12 protein-coding genes are annotated in these 16,517 nt (G+C 52.4%); all 12 read right to left on the bottom strand.

Annotated elements, in window-relative coordinates; genetic code table 11:
- Nucleotides 1-77: 77 nt before the first annotated feature.
- The 12 genes from ACTQ3K_RS08450 to ACTQ3K_RS08395 all read right to left on the bottom strand — a co-directional run bounded on the left by ACTQ3K_RS08450 (nucleotide 78) and on the right by ACTQ3K_RS08395 (nucleotide 16,503).
- Nucleotides 78-575 carry a hypothetical protein gene (locus tag ACTQ3K_RS08450; RefSeq protein ID WP_441567807.1) on the bottom strand — a complete coding sequence of 166 codons (498 nt, stop codon included), beginning with the start codon at nucleotides 573-575 and terminating at the stop codon, nucleotides 78-80.
- Nucleotides 572-1,609, bottom strand: a complete 1,038-nt coding sequence (locus ACTQ3K_RS08445; protein ID WP_441578596.1) for an RHS repeat-associated core domain-containing protein — start codon at nucleotides 1,607-1,609, stop codon at nucleotides 572-574. The genes ACTQ3K_RS08450 and ACTQ3K_RS08445 overlap by 4 nt, the downstream gene beginning before the upstream one ends.
- Nucleotides 1,610-1,903: 294 nt before the next feature.
- Nucleotides 1,904-2,242, bottom strand: a complete 339-nt coding sequence (locus tag ACTQ3K_RS08440) for a hypothetical protein (protein WP_441567809.1) — start codon at nucleotides 2,240-2,242, stop codon at nucleotides 1,904-1,906.
- 318 nt (nucleotides 2,243-2,560) lie between these two features.
- Nucleotides 2,561-2,995, bottom strand: coding sequence for a hypothetical protein (locus ACTQ3K_RS08435; RefSeq protein ID WP_441567810.1), 435 nt, complete (start codon nucleotides 2,993-2,995; stop codon nucleotides 2,561-2,563).
- On the bottom strand, nucleotides 2,992-8,193 hold the full coding sequence (locus ACTQ3K_RS08430; protein WP_441578595.1) for a DNRLRE domain-containing protein: 5,202 nt from the start codon (nucleotides 8,191-8,193) through the stop codon (nucleotides 2,992-2,994). Before ACTQ3K_RS08430 ends, ACTQ3K_RS08435 begins: the two co-directional genes overlap by 4 nt.
- A gap of 33 nt (nucleotides 8,194-8,226) precedes the next feature.
- Complete coding sequence (locus ACTQ3K_RS08425) at nucleotides 8,227-9,699, bottom strand: hypothetical protein (protein WP_441568075.1); 1,473 nt, start codon at nucleotides 9,697-9,699, stop codon at nucleotides 8,227-8,229.
- 358 nt (nucleotides 9,700-10,057) lie between these two features.
- Nucleotides 10,058-10,888 carry a sigma-70 domain-containing protein gene (locus ACTQ3K_RS08420; RefSeq protein ID WP_441568074.1) on the bottom strand — a complete coding sequence of 277 codons (831 nt, stop codon included), beginning with the start codon at nucleotides 10,886-10,888 and terminating at the stop codon, nucleotides 10,058-10,060.
- Between the two features lie 9 nt (nucleotides 10,889-10,897).
- Nucleotides 10,898-11,740, bottom strand: a complete 843-nt coding sequence (locus tag ACTQ3K_RS08415) for an amidohydrolase family protein (RefSeq protein ID WP_441568073.1) — start codon at nucleotides 11,738-11,740, stop codon at nucleotides 10,898-10,900.
- A gap of 54 nt (nucleotides 11,741-11,794) precedes the next feature.
- A complete protein-coding gene (gene upp / locus ACTQ3K_RS08410) occupies nucleotides 11,795-12,442 on the bottom strand; it encodes a uracil phosphoribosyltransferase (RefSeq protein WP_441568072.1) in 648 nt (215 codons plus the stop codon).
- Between the two features lie 25 nt (nucleotides 12,443-12,467).
- On the bottom strand, nucleotides 12,468-12,650 hold the full coding sequence (locus ACTQ3K_RS08405) for a DUF6472 family protein (protein ID WP_441568071.1): 183 nt from the start codon (nucleotides 12,648-12,650) through the stop codon (nucleotides 12,468-12,470).
- A gap of 91 nt (nucleotides 12,651-12,741) precedes the next feature.
- Nucleotides 12,742-14,676, bottom strand: a complete 1,935-nt coding sequence (locus ACTQ3K_RS08400) for an NAD(+) synthase (RefSeq protein ID WP_441568070.1) — start codon at nucleotides 14,674-14,676, stop codon at nucleotides 12,742-12,744.
- A gap of 66 nt (nucleotides 14,677-14,742) precedes the next feature.
- On the bottom strand, nucleotides 14,743-16,503 hold the full coding sequence (locus tag ACTQ3K_RS08395) for a cobaltochelatase CobT-related protein (RefSeq protein ID WP_441568069.1): 1,761 nt from the start codon (nucleotides 16,501-16,503) through the stop codon (nucleotides 14,743-14,745).
- Nucleotides 16,504-16,517: the final 14 nt, after the last annotated feature.

The raw sequence follows: 16,517 nt of genomic DNA, 5'->3' as shown, positions 1-16,517 counted from the left end.
ACAGCCCTGCTTTTCTGTTAGATTCTGCTCATTTTCGTGCGATATTGGCTCAGCCAGATATCTTTCGCTTACCGATCTTAAAAGATTGTCTTATACCTGCCAGAACATTTCTTTTTTAGTATTTTTACAAAACCATCACATTTTCTAAGAAACTCATATCTCAGCTTAATCTTCCTTTTGTCTGTATAAATGGTAAGTATTTCTGAACCTATTTTTACAAACGACACCTCCTCATACTGAAATACATATCGCCTTCCCCATATTGAGCGATATTGAAAGCCTTCTTCCTTGTATACGACACGTATGTTTGATGAATACAAAATAAAGCACATGGCCATAAAAGCACATGGTACTATTAAAAAAATCAGGTACGCCGCATCCATTGCTACATTTAGACTATATCCGAATACAAGAGTTCCTACAGAAGTCAATCCACCCAAAAATTGTATAACCCCCGCCGGATATACATTCCCAGGTTGTTTTTCTTTCCTATTAAACCAGACATAATCTGAAAACATTTTTACAACTCCGAAAATTCCAATTCCGATACTCAAATAATAAATATAGTATATCATCTTTTTTTCCTTATTCGTTTATTCTTTGCCATAGCCGCTAACGCATTCGCTGCCGCAGCATATCCGGCGCCTGCTATAAATCGTCCAATTGCCATATTCGCAGCATTTTTTATAGATTGTATTGACGTTCTTATTATAGTTCTTCTGGATATTACTCCGGCTATTTTGCAAATACTCCTTGCTGTGGAACGAGAAGTCACACGTGTTACATTTGACTGAAAGCTCTGATCATATAATCCACTTCCTCCAATCATTCCAGCCGTTGCTCCCAGAGCTAAACTTTCCAATGCTCCCTCTAATGTAACTTTTTCTTTATTCTTGGACTGAGTCAAACCATATGCACCTAATGAAATGGCTGCATTTCCGATCACCTGTCCAACTAATCCAACCCCGCTTGCAGCTAATGAACCTGATACTCCTCCAGTTATCGCATCTATCGCAACTTGTTTTCCATCAATTGTGCCTGTTGTATTTGCTTGTACGACACATGAATTTAGCCCCGATATAATAGCCCCTGCTATAAATCCAATTCCAAGAGCTAACAGTAACCCTTCGCCTTCTTCATCCTGATACTTCACCGGGTTATTCGCGCAGTACGCATACAGATTTCCTTTTAACAGCCCGGCGTTGTCATCCATCTGCCAGTCTGCATTCAAAAACCGTCCGGTCTCCGGATCGTAGTACCGGCTGTTCAGGTAGTACAGCCCGCTCTCGCTGTCATAGTAGTACCCGCGGTACCGTAAGGGATTGACTGCCCCTATACTGTCCGCCATCTCCCCGGTGCAGGAAAGGAGCTTTCCCCAGGAATCATACCGGTAGCTCACCACCTGGGTTCCTTCGCTGTCCAGGATTCCGACAACATCGCCCTGAAGGTTCAGGATATAATAGTAGACGGTTCCGTTCTTCTTGAAACCCAGCGGCAGGCCGTTGGCATCATAGAAGAAGTCCAGGCGCGTGCTCCCCTTCTTCTGGGTCAGCAGGGTGGTCCCGTTCCGGTAATACCGGGTCACTCCGCTCTCATCCGCTTTTGTCATCCGGTAGCCGTCTTCATCATAGGTGTAGGTGGTCGTTTTCAAGCCTGCCGTAACCGTAATGCTTTTCAGTTCCCGGCCATGCTGCCAGCCAAAGATCATGTTGTCCCGGTAGGCGATGGGATTTCCGATGGCATCATAGGTGATCGTCTGGCCGTCATACTCTGTCAGCTGATCCTTCCAGCCCTCAGCCCCGTATCCGTAGGAAATCGTCTTTTCCGGCTCTCCGAGCGTCCCCGTGGTATACGGATAGATCCGTTCCTCCGTCCGGTTCCCGCCTGCGTCATAGGAAAACCGTTAAACGGCCCCGTCCGAGTTCTTTGCCTCCGTCAGGTTGTTCCAGCTGTCGTAGGTATAGGAAAAATCCGTCCCGTCCGGGCTCACCATCCCCGACAGGTTTCCATTCCCGTCATACCGGAACTTACTCTGTTCCGCCGCGCTCTTCACATCCGTCAGGTTCCCGTCATTGTCGTAGACGTAAGTCTCTCCTTCATCCTTCGTGAGCTGGACCCCGTCAAACCAGGCCGCATTGCACTGGTCATCATAAACGATCCGGATATGGATGGCATAATAACTGTTTTGGGTTCCCGCATCCCCGTCATCGGTGGTGACCCCCCCCCGCCGCCGTACTGCCAACCCTTCACATAAGGGGCAAAGTCGAACCGGTGGGATCTTGTCGTCCCGTTACTGTAGCAGACCTGGGCCTCCAGATAAAAATCCTTTTCCGAGACTGCATCCGCATACGCCCATGCCGAAAGGCTGTAGCAGTCGCCCTCCGGCATAAATTTGAACGGATTACTTTTCTACTCACTCCGGCATTTCCAGTTCCACGCCCCATTCTTCCATCTTCTGAAAAACTTCTTCTTTATCCACTTCAGAATATCCCGTCAATCGCATAGGTTTTTTTACATTTCATTATAAAAGTAAACCCACACCGTCATGTTCACTAGCTTTCTATATAAATTGACAATCACCTATAACCATTTTTTCAACTTCTATTGTTTCACATACAATTTTGACCTTATCACCGGAAGAAATTTCTATTGTTGTGTTCAATATATGCTCTATATTTTCAATCCTATATTTCAAATTATCAAATTTGTCTTCATTTATAATCTTTTTTACAAAATCTTCCTCAGCACCAGATACCGTTTCCCAATCATACACATGCGGTGTTGGTCCCCAAAAATCTCCTGCCAACACTTCAATTCCCAATGTATTTAAAAAAGTAAAACGATATCGTCTGTCATAACTTTCCGTCTTCGGTCCCCATGCCACCATTTCAATTATAACTTGTTTTTTTTCATAGTTATAATTGAATCCTTCAAATACCGCATCATGAAGATATATTTCATTAAGTTCCTCTACATTTCTATAATTTATTTTCATTCTGCACCTCCACTAAAATATTGGGTATTCCAAGGCTCTGGGACAGGCATTCCGCCACGCCAATGATCATTCAATAAATGTTTATTATCCCATTCAATTAACATAACATGATAATGCGATCCCTCTCTATAATCCTCATTCCATTCAAAAATAGCACATTTTGTTCCTGGAATCTCCCATTTTATTGTTCCTCCATTTTTCCTTGTTCCTATTGCTACATATTCTTTCATTTTTAGTCCTATTGGATGAAAATCATATGGACTTTCCGGAAAAAATGCCTGTTTCTTAGATTTAGTCGTGGCTACTGTATCACTTTTGCTCTCTTCTTTTCCTTTTGCCATCTTAGCAGATATAGCAATCGATACTACTGCACTTACCAACCTTTTCTGAGCATTCAAACGCCGATTCGCAGTTCCCACATAATACGATCTACAAGAAGACGACCTCGTTCTGCTTCCAATTGTAGCTGTTGCCGCTAATCCAATCACAGCAATTATAATGGCAATCGCATCATCAACTCCAGCTATCGTTCCCTTTGCATCCTTTTTATTAACAGGATTATTCAGGCAATACGTAAACATGTTATGCCCTAAAATGCCCTGTCCTGTAGAAATATAACTATCTGCGTTCAAAAACCGTCCGGTCTCCGGATCGTAGTACCGGCTGTTCAGGTAGTACAGCCCGCTCTCGCTGTCATAGTAGTACCCGCGGTACCGTAAGGGGTTGATCGCTCCAATGCTGTCTGCCAGCTCTCCGGTGCAGGAAAGGAGCTTTCCCCAGGGATCATACCGGTAGCCCACAACCTGGGTTCCTTCGCGGTCCAGGATCCCGACAACATCCCCCTGAAGGTTCAGGATATAATAGTAGACCGTCCCATTCTTCTTGAAGCCCAGCGGCAGGCCATTGGCATCATAGAAGAAGTCCAGGCGCGTGCTCCCCTTCTTCTGGGTCAGCAGGGTCGTCCCGTTCCGGTAGTACCGGGTCACTCCGCTCTCATCCGCTTTTGTCATCCGGTATCCGTCTTCATCGTAGGTGTAGGTGGTCGTTCTTCCGCCTGCCGTAAGGCTTTTCAGTTCCCGGCCATGCTGCCAGCCAAAGACCATGCCGTCCCGGTAGGATAAGGGATTTCCGATGGCATCATAGGTGATCGTCTGGCCGTCATACTCTGTCAGCTGATCCTTCCAGCCCTCAGCCCCGTATCCGTAGGAAATCGTCTTTTCCGGCTCTCCGAGCGTCCCCGTGGTATACGGATAGATCCGTTCCTCCGTCCGGTTCCCGCCTGCGTCATAGCTCCAGGCATGGCTCTTTCCCTCGGTCCGGTCATCGGCCCGCAGAAGCTCTCCCAGCTCATCATACGTATAGGTAAGGACCTCTGTCCCGCCTTCGGAAACTCTGGTGATGTTCCCCCGGGTGTCGTATTCATAAGAGGTCTTCGTCCCGCCTGCTTCCATCCAGGCTGCCCGGGTCGTATCGGTCCCATCCGGGTTCTGGTAAAAGCCGTACGATGTCCTATAAGGAGTCCCGGCCTGCACCGTCCTGGAGGTGGTCCTCCCATATCCGTCATAGGCATAGGTGACCGTCTCTTTTCCGTCGATCCGCACCCCGTAGACCAGGCTGGGCTGTTCCCCGCTCCCTGCCCCGTACCGGTAGCCGGTCGTTGTCTTTTCCCCGTCGATCAGGCTCACCAGCCGGTCGGTCCGTGCCCTGGTGTCATACCCTAACTCCAGGGACTGCCCGCGGCTGGTCGCCATCCGCACGACCCGCCCCAGGGAATCGTAGTCAAAGAAATACCTGGTCTGGTCCAGGAGGTCTTCATGGAAGATCTCATTCCCGGCACTGTCATACTGATACGTAAAGGCCTTTGTCCCGTTATGGGAAATGCTTTCCAGCTCCTCACGGGCATTGTACGCATACGAGACCGTATCCCCGTTTGCATATGCCTGGCCTGTAACAGACCCGTTCGCCGGCTGGTACGTTTCCGTAAGGATCGTGTTTCCGCCGGCCGCTGTCCCGGTCTTTTTCCCATACGCATCATACGTGAACGTATAGAAAAATCCGTTATGGCCGATGGCGGACAGGCGGTCCTTCTCATACTGATACGTGATGGACGCCTCATGGCTGCCGCCGTTCCCGTCCGTGACGGTTTCTGTAGTCTTTGTGGTCCGGTCCCGGTTATCATACGCATAGGTGACCGTCCGCCCTTCCGCATCCGTGGTCCCGGTGAGCAGCCGCCCGGTGCTGTCATACTGATACGTGGTGGTGTTCTGGAGCTCATCCGTCACCGTAAGGACCTGCTTCCCGGACGGGTCATACGTCTGGGAGGAGTGGATCCCTTTTCCGGTCCCTTCCGCGTTTATGGAAGAGCTTACCGGGTTTCCGCATGCGTCATAGGAAAACCGGTAAACAGCCCCGTCGGAGTTCTTTGCCTCCGTCAGGTTGTTCCGGCTGTCGTAGGTATAGGAAAAATCCGTCCCGTCCGGGCTCACCATCCCCGACAGGTTCCCGTTCCCATCATACCGGAACTTACTCTGTTCCGCCGCGCTCTTCACATCCGTCAGGTTCCCGTCCTTATCGTAGACGTAAGTCTCCCCCTCATCCTTCGTGAGCTGGACCCCGTCAAACCAGGCCGCATTGCACTGGTCATCATACACGATCCGGACATGGATGGCATAATAACTGTTTTGGGTTCCCGCATCCCCGTCATCGGTGGTGAACACCCCGCCGCCGTACTGCCAGCCTTTTACATAAGGGTCAAAGTCGAACCGGTGGGATTTTGTCGTCCCGTTGCTGTAGCAGACCTGGGCCTCCAGGTAAAAATCCTTTTCCGGGACTGCATCCGCATACGCCCATGCCGAAAGGCTGTAGCAGTCGCCCTCCGCCCCTCCGGCATAAACGAGCTGGCTCAGGTTCCGGTACGTTCCGGGATCCCCGCTCAGCCGTCCGGCAGAGCTTCCGTTCCAGTGTGCATCGGAAGAAGCTCCGTCCCAGCCGGATTCGGAATAAACACTCCACACGTTGGGGACATTCCCGCTCTGGCTCCCGCCCTCAAAGCTTCCGTTCTGGATCAGGTTATATCCTTCGCAGGTCTCTCCCTCTTCCAGCTGGGCATCGTCAAACCAGGCCGTCCCGCTGGCATCATTAAGGCCGCACCAGGCGCGGATCCAGGTATTGTCCTCCGGCACGGTAAAGGTCACAAAGAGCCTCTGCCATCCGTCCCCGATCTCCGGATCGGAAGTCCCCGTGAGGGCGCGGCTGGCATTGGTCCGGTTTGCCAGGCTTCCTCCCAGGTAGTCGATCCCGATGATCGCCCCCTGGTTCCCCTGTCCCTTTAAGGATACCACATCGGACGTCCTTGCGAAAGCAGAAAAGGTATAGGTTCCCGCAGAAAGCAGGACATTCTGGGCCGTCACCGGCCGCCCGGCTTCCAGCTTCGTATGGACCACGCGGACAGAGTTGGTCGTCCAGTGGCTGAGATCCCCCACCCGGTCCACGCTCGCCATCAGCGCGGCTTCATAGGCATACGTGTACCAGCTGTCCCACTCCTGACATTTCCCCGGCGCAAAGCCCGGATTGGATAAGTAATTCCGGACGGTCTTCCGGAGATGCCCGCTCTCTTTTAACAGGTGTGCACCCTTTTCCTGTCCATAATACTTCCAGGCAGAAGCGTTTCCTTCTTTGTCATGAACGGACAGCGGCTGTCCTGCCGAATCAAAGTCATACTGGTAAACGGGATCATCTGCAGTCCCTAACTGCCGGTCCAGGCCCAGGTACTGGAACCAGGTCCGGTTTCCGTCGGCATAGGTGCTCCAGACCACGTTTCCTCTGGAACCGTCCTCTCCCTCCTCCTGGCGGTACAGCACCCGCGGCACCTTCTGGTCCAGGAGGTATCCGTAGGCCACCGCAGAGCCGTTCGGTTCCTTCGCCCGCACAAGACGTCCCTGGTCATAGGAATAGGTGCTCTTGGCCCCGTCCGGGTAAGTAATGGAAGTCAGGTTTCCGTCCCCATCATATCCATAAGAGGTTTTCCGTCCGGTGGCGCGGTCCGTGATGGAGACCAGGCGGTCTTTATAGGTTCCCTCATACGCAAAGTCAATGGCCTGCCCGGCCCCGTCCACCACCGTTCCCAGGTAGTTGTCCAGGCCGCTTCCGTCGGAATCATAATAATACTGGATGCTGTTTCCGTTGGGATCCTCTTTCTTTTTTAAATATCCCCATACATCAAAGGTCCGGACACTCTTGTCCTTTCCGGTAAGAAGCCGGTATTCATGGACGTTTGCCTGGTTTTCTTCCCTGGTGATGACAAACCCAAGGCCGTCCTCGTCCTTTAACTTGTTTCCATCTTTTTCGTCCCGGTAGAAGAAATGCCTGGTCCCGTCCCCGTCGGTATAGACATAAGGGGACTTCGGGATCCCGGTGGGAAGGAGCCGCTCCTGGACATTCAGGCGCCAGCCGTTCCCGATCTTGGAGTTCTTTCCCGTATCGCAGAGGTTATAGACATGGCTTACCGTGACCGGAAGCCGGGAGCCGGACGTTGCGGCATCGGAATGGACAAAGACCAGGTTTCCGTTGAAATCATTGGTATAGCCGTATCCGGCCCGGCCGGCATCCTGCTCATGGTAGCTCCAGTATTCTTCCAGCCCCGCTGCATTTTTATAATAGAAGTATGCACAGGGATGTGCGCTCTCTCCATAGTTATTATTGGAGGTGATAACATACGCTTCTGCCCGCTGGGTCTCGTTCCGGGACCGCAGCTCGATCCCGTAGTTGTTCCCCGTATTGTACCAGCTCCGCACCAGCTTCGTGACATCAAATTCGAGCAGATTCGTCTGATCTCCAATGGGCTTCGCCGTCTTGAAATCCAGGACCGTATCGGAACAGGACGGCTGGCTGTTCCAGGTGACCGTCTGATCCCAGTCGGATAACGGCTCATGGACCGTTACCGGAAAGCTTTGGGCCGCACTGGCATCGTATTTATACTGGTGCGCTGCAAAGACCCCTTTATAGATCACATCCCCCGCATCCAGCGCCGGAAGCTCCTTGAACTTTACCAACATCCGGCACCGCCCATAAGAGGGCACATAGCCGACTGCCGCAGATCCCCAGCCGGAGGCCGTCTCGCCGGGCTGTTTTTCCCGGATAAACGTATCGATGATCATGCGGCTTTCCCGTTTGGTTGCCGTGTTCGGATCGATCGTCACCGGATAGGTGCGGCTTTCCGCTAAGAGCCATTCCTAATCCGCCGAAACCGTCAGGATCGTTTCGTCTTCCCCGTCCTCCAAAAGCTCATACGACACAGCATTGCTGGTCTCTCCTGCCGCATCATACATGTAAGGGCGCAGAAAGGTATATGCCTCTCCCTCTCCTTCCCCGGTCACAAGCTGGACTTCTCCCTCCCCGGACAACACCATCCGCATCCCCGGATGATGGATCCGAAAGCGGATCGTCTGGCCGGCTGCGTCCCGGTCGTTCAGGAAGATATTTTCCTTTAAGGTCACGCTGTCGATCCGGTACTGAAGATCGATCCCCGGGAAGACCTCCTGATAGATCCCGCCAGAGGAAAGGTTCGGGACACCGGCCACCTGAGCATTATACCGGTCTGCCGCCAGGCCGTCCCGCTCTTTTGTCACTTTCTTCCACTCGTCCGGGACCGGGATCTCCGGCCACCCTTCCGGGATCTCCGGAAGAATGCTGCCGGCGGGAGAAACGGCTGTATCATCCTCTCCAGCCTCATCCGAAACACCGGCTCCATGACTGGAAGACTCTCCGCCCTCCTCCGTTTCATAGAGCGGCGTCTGGGGAAGGAACTCCCGTCTGGCCGGTTTTACGGCCTGCCCGGAGGACTGGCTGCGGGATCCCGGTCCTGGTATCTCCGGCTTCTGCGTTTCCGCCGGTTTTCCTGCCGGTTCGTCTGCCGGTTCTCCCTGTTCCTCCGATTCTTTCACCGTTTCCCCCTGCTCCGGTTCCGTGGTTTCTTTCACGGTTTCTTCCGCAGGCTCTCCATGCTTTGATCCTGCGGTTTCTGCTGCCGCTTCCTCTTTTTCTCCGGGTTCCTCTGCTGCCGCTTCCGTTTTTTCTTTCTGCCTGGAAGGTTTCTCTGCCGCAGTTTCCGCGTTTTCTTTCTGCCCGGAAGGTTCTTCTGCCGCAGTTTCCCCGGAAGGCTCTGTCTCTTCCCCGTTTTCATCCTCCTCCGGTTCTGTCACAAGGCTCCAGGAGATCCTTCTCCCGTCCCATTCTAACGATACTAACTCCTCCGCATCGGAATAGCGGGCCAGGGACACCTTCACATCGGAGGCCGCATTTTCATAAGCCTCTTCGCCGGTCCCTGCATCCTCTGTGAGCACCAGACGGTTATCGATCTCTTCCCAGCCGTCGTCTGTCTGGTAATGGACCGGCTCCGGATACAAAACCGCCACATGGCCGTTTCGTTCCGTCAGGAAATATTTCATCCCGGCTTCCCGCTTTTTCACCTCTTCCGCGATGATATATTCCGCTTCCGGATCCTCTGCGGTTCCATAAGGAAGATCCTGATCCATTCCATGGACCACTTTTTCTTCCTCCGCTCCGGTTTCCTCCTGTGCTTCCGTCTCCGCCCCATACTCCGTTCCGGTATAAGGCGCCGCCAGAGCCTCTGCCGTCCCGTACTCTAAGAGCATCACCAGGGCCAAAAGCCCCGCCGTCAGTTGTCGGAACATTCGTTTTTTCATACCGTTCCCCTTTCTTCGTTTGTATATGTGTAAAACACCGGCCTGTCCTCCGGTGCAGTTACTGTGGAAAAAGAATTCGGTTTCCTTTCTTTGTTATCTTTTATTCATGCCTTGGGGTTTCGTTCAGACTTACCTTAGATGTCGGTTTGCATTGTTTGTAATACGAAGAGTTACTTTCTTCCAGAATAGCACACATCTGTTTTTAATTCAACCTGTTAGTAGAACTTTTTACTTTCTGTCCGTTCAAATTGCCATAGCCGTTCGGCTATATTATAATCATGTCATAAAAATATGGCCGCTCGACTATATTTTTAACATAACATCACATTGTTGTCGTTCAACTAAATCAAGGAGGAGCCTACCTGGCTCCTCCTTCTTCTCCAAAGGTTTCTCCGCCTCCGTTTGCTTCCACAACCGAAAGGGCATCCATGGATATTTTCATAATGTCTCTTGTCATTTCTTCGCTCAGCTTCATGCGCTCTGCCACTTCGGAAAGCGTCGCTTCGCGTCCCAGCTCTTCCACCAGCTCCTCGGTTGCCTTCATCATGGCATTGGCCTGGGAAGCCAGGTAGTTTCCGGTGTTTTCCTGTCCGTTCTGCTCAGCCACGGCCGCGTCCAGGGCGCTGCAGATTTCTTTTGTGAGATGAAGCCCGAACTCGCCGCCTGTAAAGGTTTCCATGGCCATGAGAAGCGCCATGTTGCCCTCCTGGATCAGATCCGCCATGAGCACGCCCTGTCCGGCGTATTCCCTTGCCAGCTCCACCACGCGGCCCAGATGCCCTTCCGTCAGCCGGTTTCTGGCCGCCTTATCGCCCGCCAGCGCCAGCTCCAGGAGACGCTCCGACTCGGCTTCCTCCAGAGCTTCCACCTCCGCCAGTTCCTCCAGATACATCTTATAGCACTTGGAATCCTCGCCGGTCAGCTTCTTTCCCGCCGGTTTCTTCTCCGACTTTTTCTCCTGCGCGTCTGCGCCCTTCAGATAAGAAAGGCTCTCTGCATCCGCTTCATGTCCCTCGACCCGGATCTGATTCAGTTCCAGATAGCTGTAGATCAGATTTTTCTGTTCCTCGGTAAACTGCCACTCCGAAAAGGTCCGGGAAAGCAGCTCCTCCGGCACTACGCCGCCATGCTCCTTCGCCGCAGTCAGAAGCATTCCGAGGGCCTCCTTAAACTGTTCCTGATTATCCATAATTCTGCCTCACTTTCTCCGAAACCTTTCCTTCACCAGCGCTTCCGTCGCCCGTATTTCCTGCTCCAGCCATTCCTTTCGTCCGTCTGCTGCCGCCAGCAGATACTGATACTCGTCCATAAGCCCCTTTACATGGGGGACGGTGACGGCTCCGGCATCGCTGCCCAGAGCCACAGAAACGCCAATGGCAAAGGCTTTTCGAATATGTTCCATCTGCATGGCAGTGATCCGTTCGAGAGACTCCTCGTCAAAACGGCCCAGTCCCCGCAGGTTTGCCACAGGAGAAATGGTAGGCGTCCAGACCGTTCCCGTCTCCGCCATCATGGAAAGCTCCTCGTCGGTAATATAGGCGCCGTGCTCCACGCTGTCCACGCCACTCTCAATGGCATGGTGAACATTCTCCCTGCCGTTGACGTGAACCATGACCGAAAAGCCCTCCTCATGACAGATATGAACCAGCTCCTTCGTTTCTTCTTCAGGAAGTCCGGTTCCGGTAATTTTTCCGTAAACATTAAAATCCAGAATCCCGGAGAACATGATCTTGATAAAATCAGCGCCCTGTGCCGCAGCTCTTTTTACCAGCGCCGCAAACTCCGGAAGCGTCTCATATTCCAGACCGACAATTCCGCCGTAATGCCCCTTTTTATGAATGGCAAAGGCCGGGGACCGGTAATCGATACCGTAATCCCCGGCGATCTCCGCCGCATAGGCACAGACCCCAAAGGGATCACCGCCCTCACGGAAAAAGGTGATCCCCGCCGCCCGGTATGCCGCCAGCGTCTCTTCCACATCCTTCCGGTTTACACCGCTCCGATGAAGGTCCGCAGCCTCTTTATAATTTCTTCCGTTCATGAAGATATGTCCATGACACTCTCCGAACATCCTTCCCGCTCCCTTTCCAGGCTGTTATTTTGTACCGAAGATCCGGTCACCGGCATCGCCCAGCCCGGGGCAGATATACGCATTTTCGTTCAGCTCCCGATCCAGATGTCCGCAGTAGATCTCCACATCGGGGTGTGCCTTATGAAGACGCTCCAGGCCCTCCGGTGCAGCGATGATACAGAGAAATTTGATCTGCTTTCCGCCTCTTGCCTTGATGAAATCGATGGCTGCCTCTGCGGAACCGCCGGTTGCCAGCATGGGATCAACCACCAGTGCCAGTCTCTGATCGATGGATTCCGGCAGCTTGCAGTAATATTCCTTGGGTTCATGGGTTTCCGGATCGCGATACAGGCCAACGTGTCCAACCTTTGCGGAGGGAACCAGCGTCAGAATTCCTTCTACCATACCAAGACCGGCACGAAGAATCGGCACAACAGCCAGCTTCTTCCCGGCAATCATAGGGGTCATACACGATTCAATAGGAGTCTCCACCGGAACATCCTCCATCGGCAGATCACGAAACGCCTCATAGCCCATGAGAACACCGATTTCCTCCACCAGCTTCCGGAATTCATTCGTTCCGGTATTCTTATCTCTTAACATACTGATCTTATGCTGGATCAGCGGATGATCCATAATGTGTACGTTTTCTGTTTCAAGAATGCTTCCCATTGTTTTTCCTCCTGTTGGTTGGTTTTTACATTTGTTTTCTTACTATCTTGTACTCATCATAAAGCTGAAAATACGGACAGTCTGTCAAACTGCTGCGCAGGAACCGCTCCATCTCATCCTCATCCAGATCGGCATCACAGATATAATATCCGTACTCCTCATCGTAGGTATAATTGACACAGTATTCACAGCCGCCAGTCTGCGCCATGATACTTCCTCCTTTTTACTCAGAATGCTTCCGGCGTTCACACTCCGGCTTCCGTGAGCTGCTGCCAGATCAGGCTCCCCGCCTGCTGCGGTTATTCCGCCTCCAGCGCCTCCACCTCAGAAAGCCACAGTCCGGCACAGGCATCGCTGGGCATACGCAGATCGCCTCTGGGTGATACCGCAACGCTTCCCACCTTCGGTCCATCCGGAAGACAGGAGCGCTTGAACTGCTGCGAAAAATACCGGCGGTAAAATGTTTTCAGCCACTTTAAAATCGTCTCGTTCCCGTAAACGCCGTCAAACGCCTTTTTCGCCAGACGATAGATCTTCGCCGGGTGATAACCAAAGCGAAGAATATAGTATAAGAAGAAATCATGAAGCTCATAAGGCCCCACAATATCCTCTGTTTTCTGAGAGATCTTTCCCTCCTCCGGCGGAAGAAGCTCCGGACTCACCGGCGTATCGAGAATGTCATACAGGATCGCCGCCAGCCGCTCATTTCCGCAGGTTTCCGCATAATAGCGGACCAGATGGCGCACCAGCGTCTTCGGTACGGAAGCATTGACTCCGTACATGGACATATGATCGCCGTTGTAGGTTGCCCAGCCCAGTGCCAGCTCCGACATATCACCTGTTCCGATGACCATGCCGCCGCCCTTATTGGCAATGTCCATAAGAACCTGGGTACGTTCTCTCGCCTGGCTGTTTTCATAGGTCACCGAATGATCTGCCGGATCATGACCGATGTCCGCAAAATGCTGGTTCACCGCCGCACGGATATCGACCTCCTTCAGATTTGCTCCCAGGATCCTGGTCAGCTCGCAGGCATTCGTATACGTTCGGTCTGTAGTTCCAAAGCAGGGCATAGTCACAGCTGTAATGCAGGTTCTTTCCAGCGAAAGAAGATCAAACGCTCTTGCTGTTACCAATAACGCCAGGGTAGAATCCAGCCCGCCGGAAATTCCAACCACCGCATTTTTGCAGCCTGTATGGGCAAGCCGTTTCTTTAATCCCATGGCCTGGATCAGTAAAATCTCCTCACACCGACGGTCCCGGTCTGCCTTGTTTCCCGGTACAAAGGGTGCGGGATCTACAAACCGTTCCAGAGAAAGCGGTGCTTTTCTCACGGTAAAGGCCACCCTCTGATAGCCTTCAGAATCCAAAGGCCCAAAAGTTGTCATTCTTCTCCGCTCATTGCGCAGCCGCTCCAGATCCAGATCGGCGGTAATGAGTCCCGTGGTAAACCGCTCTGATTCCCTTAAAAGCGTCCCGTTCTCGCAGATCAGGTTATGACCGGCAAACACCAGATCTGTGGTAGATTCCCCCTCTCCGGCGTCCGCATATATATAGCCGCAGACCAGTCTGGCCGACTGATTTTCCACCAGACTTCTCCGATACAAATCCTTTCCGGTGTTTTCATCACTGGCCGAAGCATTGACGATCAGTGTTGCCCCCGCCAGGGCGTGACGGTTGCTGGGAGGATTCGGCACCCAGACATCCTCACAGATCTCCGCACCAATGACCAGCCCCTCCATATTTGCACAGGCAAACAGAAGATCCGTTCCCATAGGGACATAATCGGTGACCCCGCTTTTCATGACCACCGCCTCCATGACCGGTTTCCGGTTTCCCTTATGAAAATGGCGTGCTTCATAAAACTCGGAATAGTTGGGAATATTCGTTTTTGGAACAAGCCCCAGAATCTGGCCGTCCTTTATGGCCGCCATGACATTGTAAAGCTGTCCGTCCCGCAGCCAGGGAAGTCCGACAAATACCAGAAGATCCAGATCTTTTCCCATATCTGCCAGCTCCGCCAGCTCCCGCTTCGCTGCATCCAGAAGCGGATCCTGCAGAAAAAGGTCGCTGCAGGTATATCCGGTCAGACAAAGCTCCGGAAATACCAGAACCTTTACTCCTCCGGCAGCCGCCTCCCGGCAAAGCTCCTCCATCTGCATTCGGTTATAGGCCGGATCTGCCACGCGGATCCGGGGCGTGGCAGCTGCCACGCGGATAAATCCCTGATTCATGTTTTGTTCTCCCTTCCACTGCCTCTGTCCATTATAGAATAACCGGCAGTAAAAAGCAATTATATCCTACGGATCCAGATCCACCTGCCGTTTCAGATACCTTCCGACCACATTGGAAAAATTTTCGATCTCCCGGATATAGGCAAAATCCCGTCCAAAGATCTTTTTTTCTGCATCCAGATCCTCTTCCCGTCCCGCAAATACGCCAAGAACGGATATTCCTAAATTTCGGGCACGCCGCACCTCTGATGCCGTGTCACGAACCGCATACTCACCGCCGTAAGGCTTTGGATTTTTGCTGCCGGGCCGATTGATAACCATATCATTGGGACGCCCGTCACTCAGTACGATCAGAATCCGGTTTTCCTCCTGTCTGGAGAGTAGCCCGTCCGCTGCCGCACGGATTGCCAGCCCGTCCCGGTTGTTCGACGATGTAGAATACTCCAGAATGTTGTCATCCGCCGACTTGTCATCCTCGTAGTCACGAAACCGGTGCATCACCGTATAATCCCAGAAGGTACAAAAGCTCATGACCCGGTGAAAAATCCCTGCCTCGCTGAGCGCACAGCTGATCAGATATCCCTGAAATGCGACCCGCGGCGAACGCACCTGCTGGGAGCCGCTGGCGTCCATGAGCACATCCACAACGAACTCTGAAGATGCGCGCTGAAACTGTCTGGAAAACAGCCGTCTGTCCTCACAGCGTCCCACCCTCCACAGAAGCGCCGGAACCACCTGTCCGTGATCGTCCCGACGGTATTCCGGCTCACTGCGTTTCTGAAGCGCCCGCTTTAAAATCTGGGAAAGCTCCAGAATATGCTTTTTTGCCAGATTGGCATGCTGGCGCAGATAGCGGCGGTTTTCCTCCGCCTGCCGCTTCGCATACTGATACTGATAATTATTCTTTACCGGATTCCGTAAAATTCCCTCCGTATAATAAAGACTGCAGTCCACATGTGCGCCACGGCAAAGCTTCTGATCCGTCCGCGCCTGCTCCAGCGGTGTCAGATAGGATTTTCCGAAGTTCAGTTCCACATAGGAATAGACCTTTTTCAGATCCTCCTCCGAAACCTTCACCACCCTGGTCACTGCCGGCATTTCCTCTTTCGGCTCCTCGTCCTCTCCAGTCTGAAGTATCCTCTGTGACACTCTCCGCATATACTCCTCAAAGCTTTCTTCCACCGCAAGATCCTTCAGAAAATCCTTCCAGCCAAACTCTGCCAGTTCCTCCGGTGTTACCGAAAGAACCTCCTCCAGATCTCCCTGTCTCCTTTCAAAGGTCTGATCGAAGAGCTGATTATACAGATGATCCACTGCCCGGATAATGTCCATGGTTGTCCTGGCATACTCCAGTCCATGAAGCTCCTCTGCCGCTTCTGTAAGCTTTTTTGTCGTCGTATAGCCCGGCTCCAAAGCCTGCTTCATAACGGTATATTTAACACGTCCTGCCATAGACTCGCTGAAAGCCCGGAAATCCCCCAGCTCAATGACATCATGAAATGCACGCAGGCGCAGATCCGCCACGCCGCTTCGCTCTGCTTCCGCCCGTTTATGAACCGCCATATCCACCGCCGTCTGTGCCAGAGTCATTAACGGCCCTGCCTCTGCTCCCAGGAACTGTTTTTTTACCACATAAAGGGCGAGGGCATTTTTGTCAAAATATTTGGCAAACGCCCCCTGCTTCACTGCATCATACAGAGAAATATATTTGGACCGTTCAAAGGAATCCATATCCAGCTTTGTGTCCAGACTGTAATTCCCGCTTACGGTCCACATCAGATTCCGAACCCGGTTTTCCGCCTCCAGCTTCCAGGTTTCCTCTGTCATCACTGCTTCCTCCG

It is taken from the genome of Candidatus Paralachnospira sp. LCP21S3_A2 (assembly GCF_052118925.1).
Taxonomy (GTDB): domain Bacteria; phylum Bacillota; class Clostridia; order Lachnospirales; family Lachnospiraceae; genus Lientehia.
This window is presented reverse-complemented; position numbering and strand designations above follow the sequence as displayed.

Bases quoted from the DNA above. Each gene is read 5' to 3' on its own strand.
- ACTQ3K_RS08435 (WP_441567810.1), bottom strand. From the start codon at position 2,995: ATGAAAATAAATTATAGAAATGTAGAGGAACTTAATGAAATATATCTT.
- ACTQ3K_RS08450 (WP_441567807.1), bottom strand. From the start codon at position 575: ATGATATACTATATTTATTATTTGAGTATCGGAATTGGAATTTTCGGA.
- ACTQ3K_RS08420 (WP_441568074.1), bottom strand. From the start codon at position 10,888: ATGGATAATCAGGAACAGTTTAAGGAGGCCCTCGGAATGCTTCTGACT.
- ACTQ3K_RS08395 (WP_441568069.1), bottom strand. From the start codon at position 16,503: ATGACAGAGGAAACCTGGAAGCTGGAGGCGGAAAACCGGGTTCGGAAT.
- ACTQ3K_RS08425 (WP_441568075.1), bottom strand. From the start codon at position 9,699: ATGAAAAAACGAATGTTCCGACAACTGACGGCGGGGCTTTTGGCCCTG.
- ACTQ3K_RS08405 (WP_441568071.1), bottom strand. From the start codon at position 12,650: ATGGCGCAGACTGGCGGCTGTGAATACTGTGTCAATTATACCTACGAT.
- upp (WP_441568072.1), bottom strand. From the start codon at position 12,442: ATGGGAAGCATTCTTGAAACAGAAAACGTACACATTATGGATCATCCG.
- ACTQ3K_RS08415 (WP_441568073.1), bottom strand. From the start codon at position 11,740: ATGAACGGAAGAAATTATAAAGAGGCTGCGGACCTTCATCGGAGCGGT.
- ACTQ3K_RS08445 (WP_441578596.1), bottom strand. From the start codon at position 1,609: ATGACAAAAGCGGATGAGAGCGGAGTGACCCGGTATTACCGGAACGGG.
- ACTQ3K_RS08400 (WP_441568070.1), bottom strand. From the start codon at position 14,676: ATGAATCAGGGATTTATCCGCGTGGCAGCTGCCACGCCCCGGATCCGC.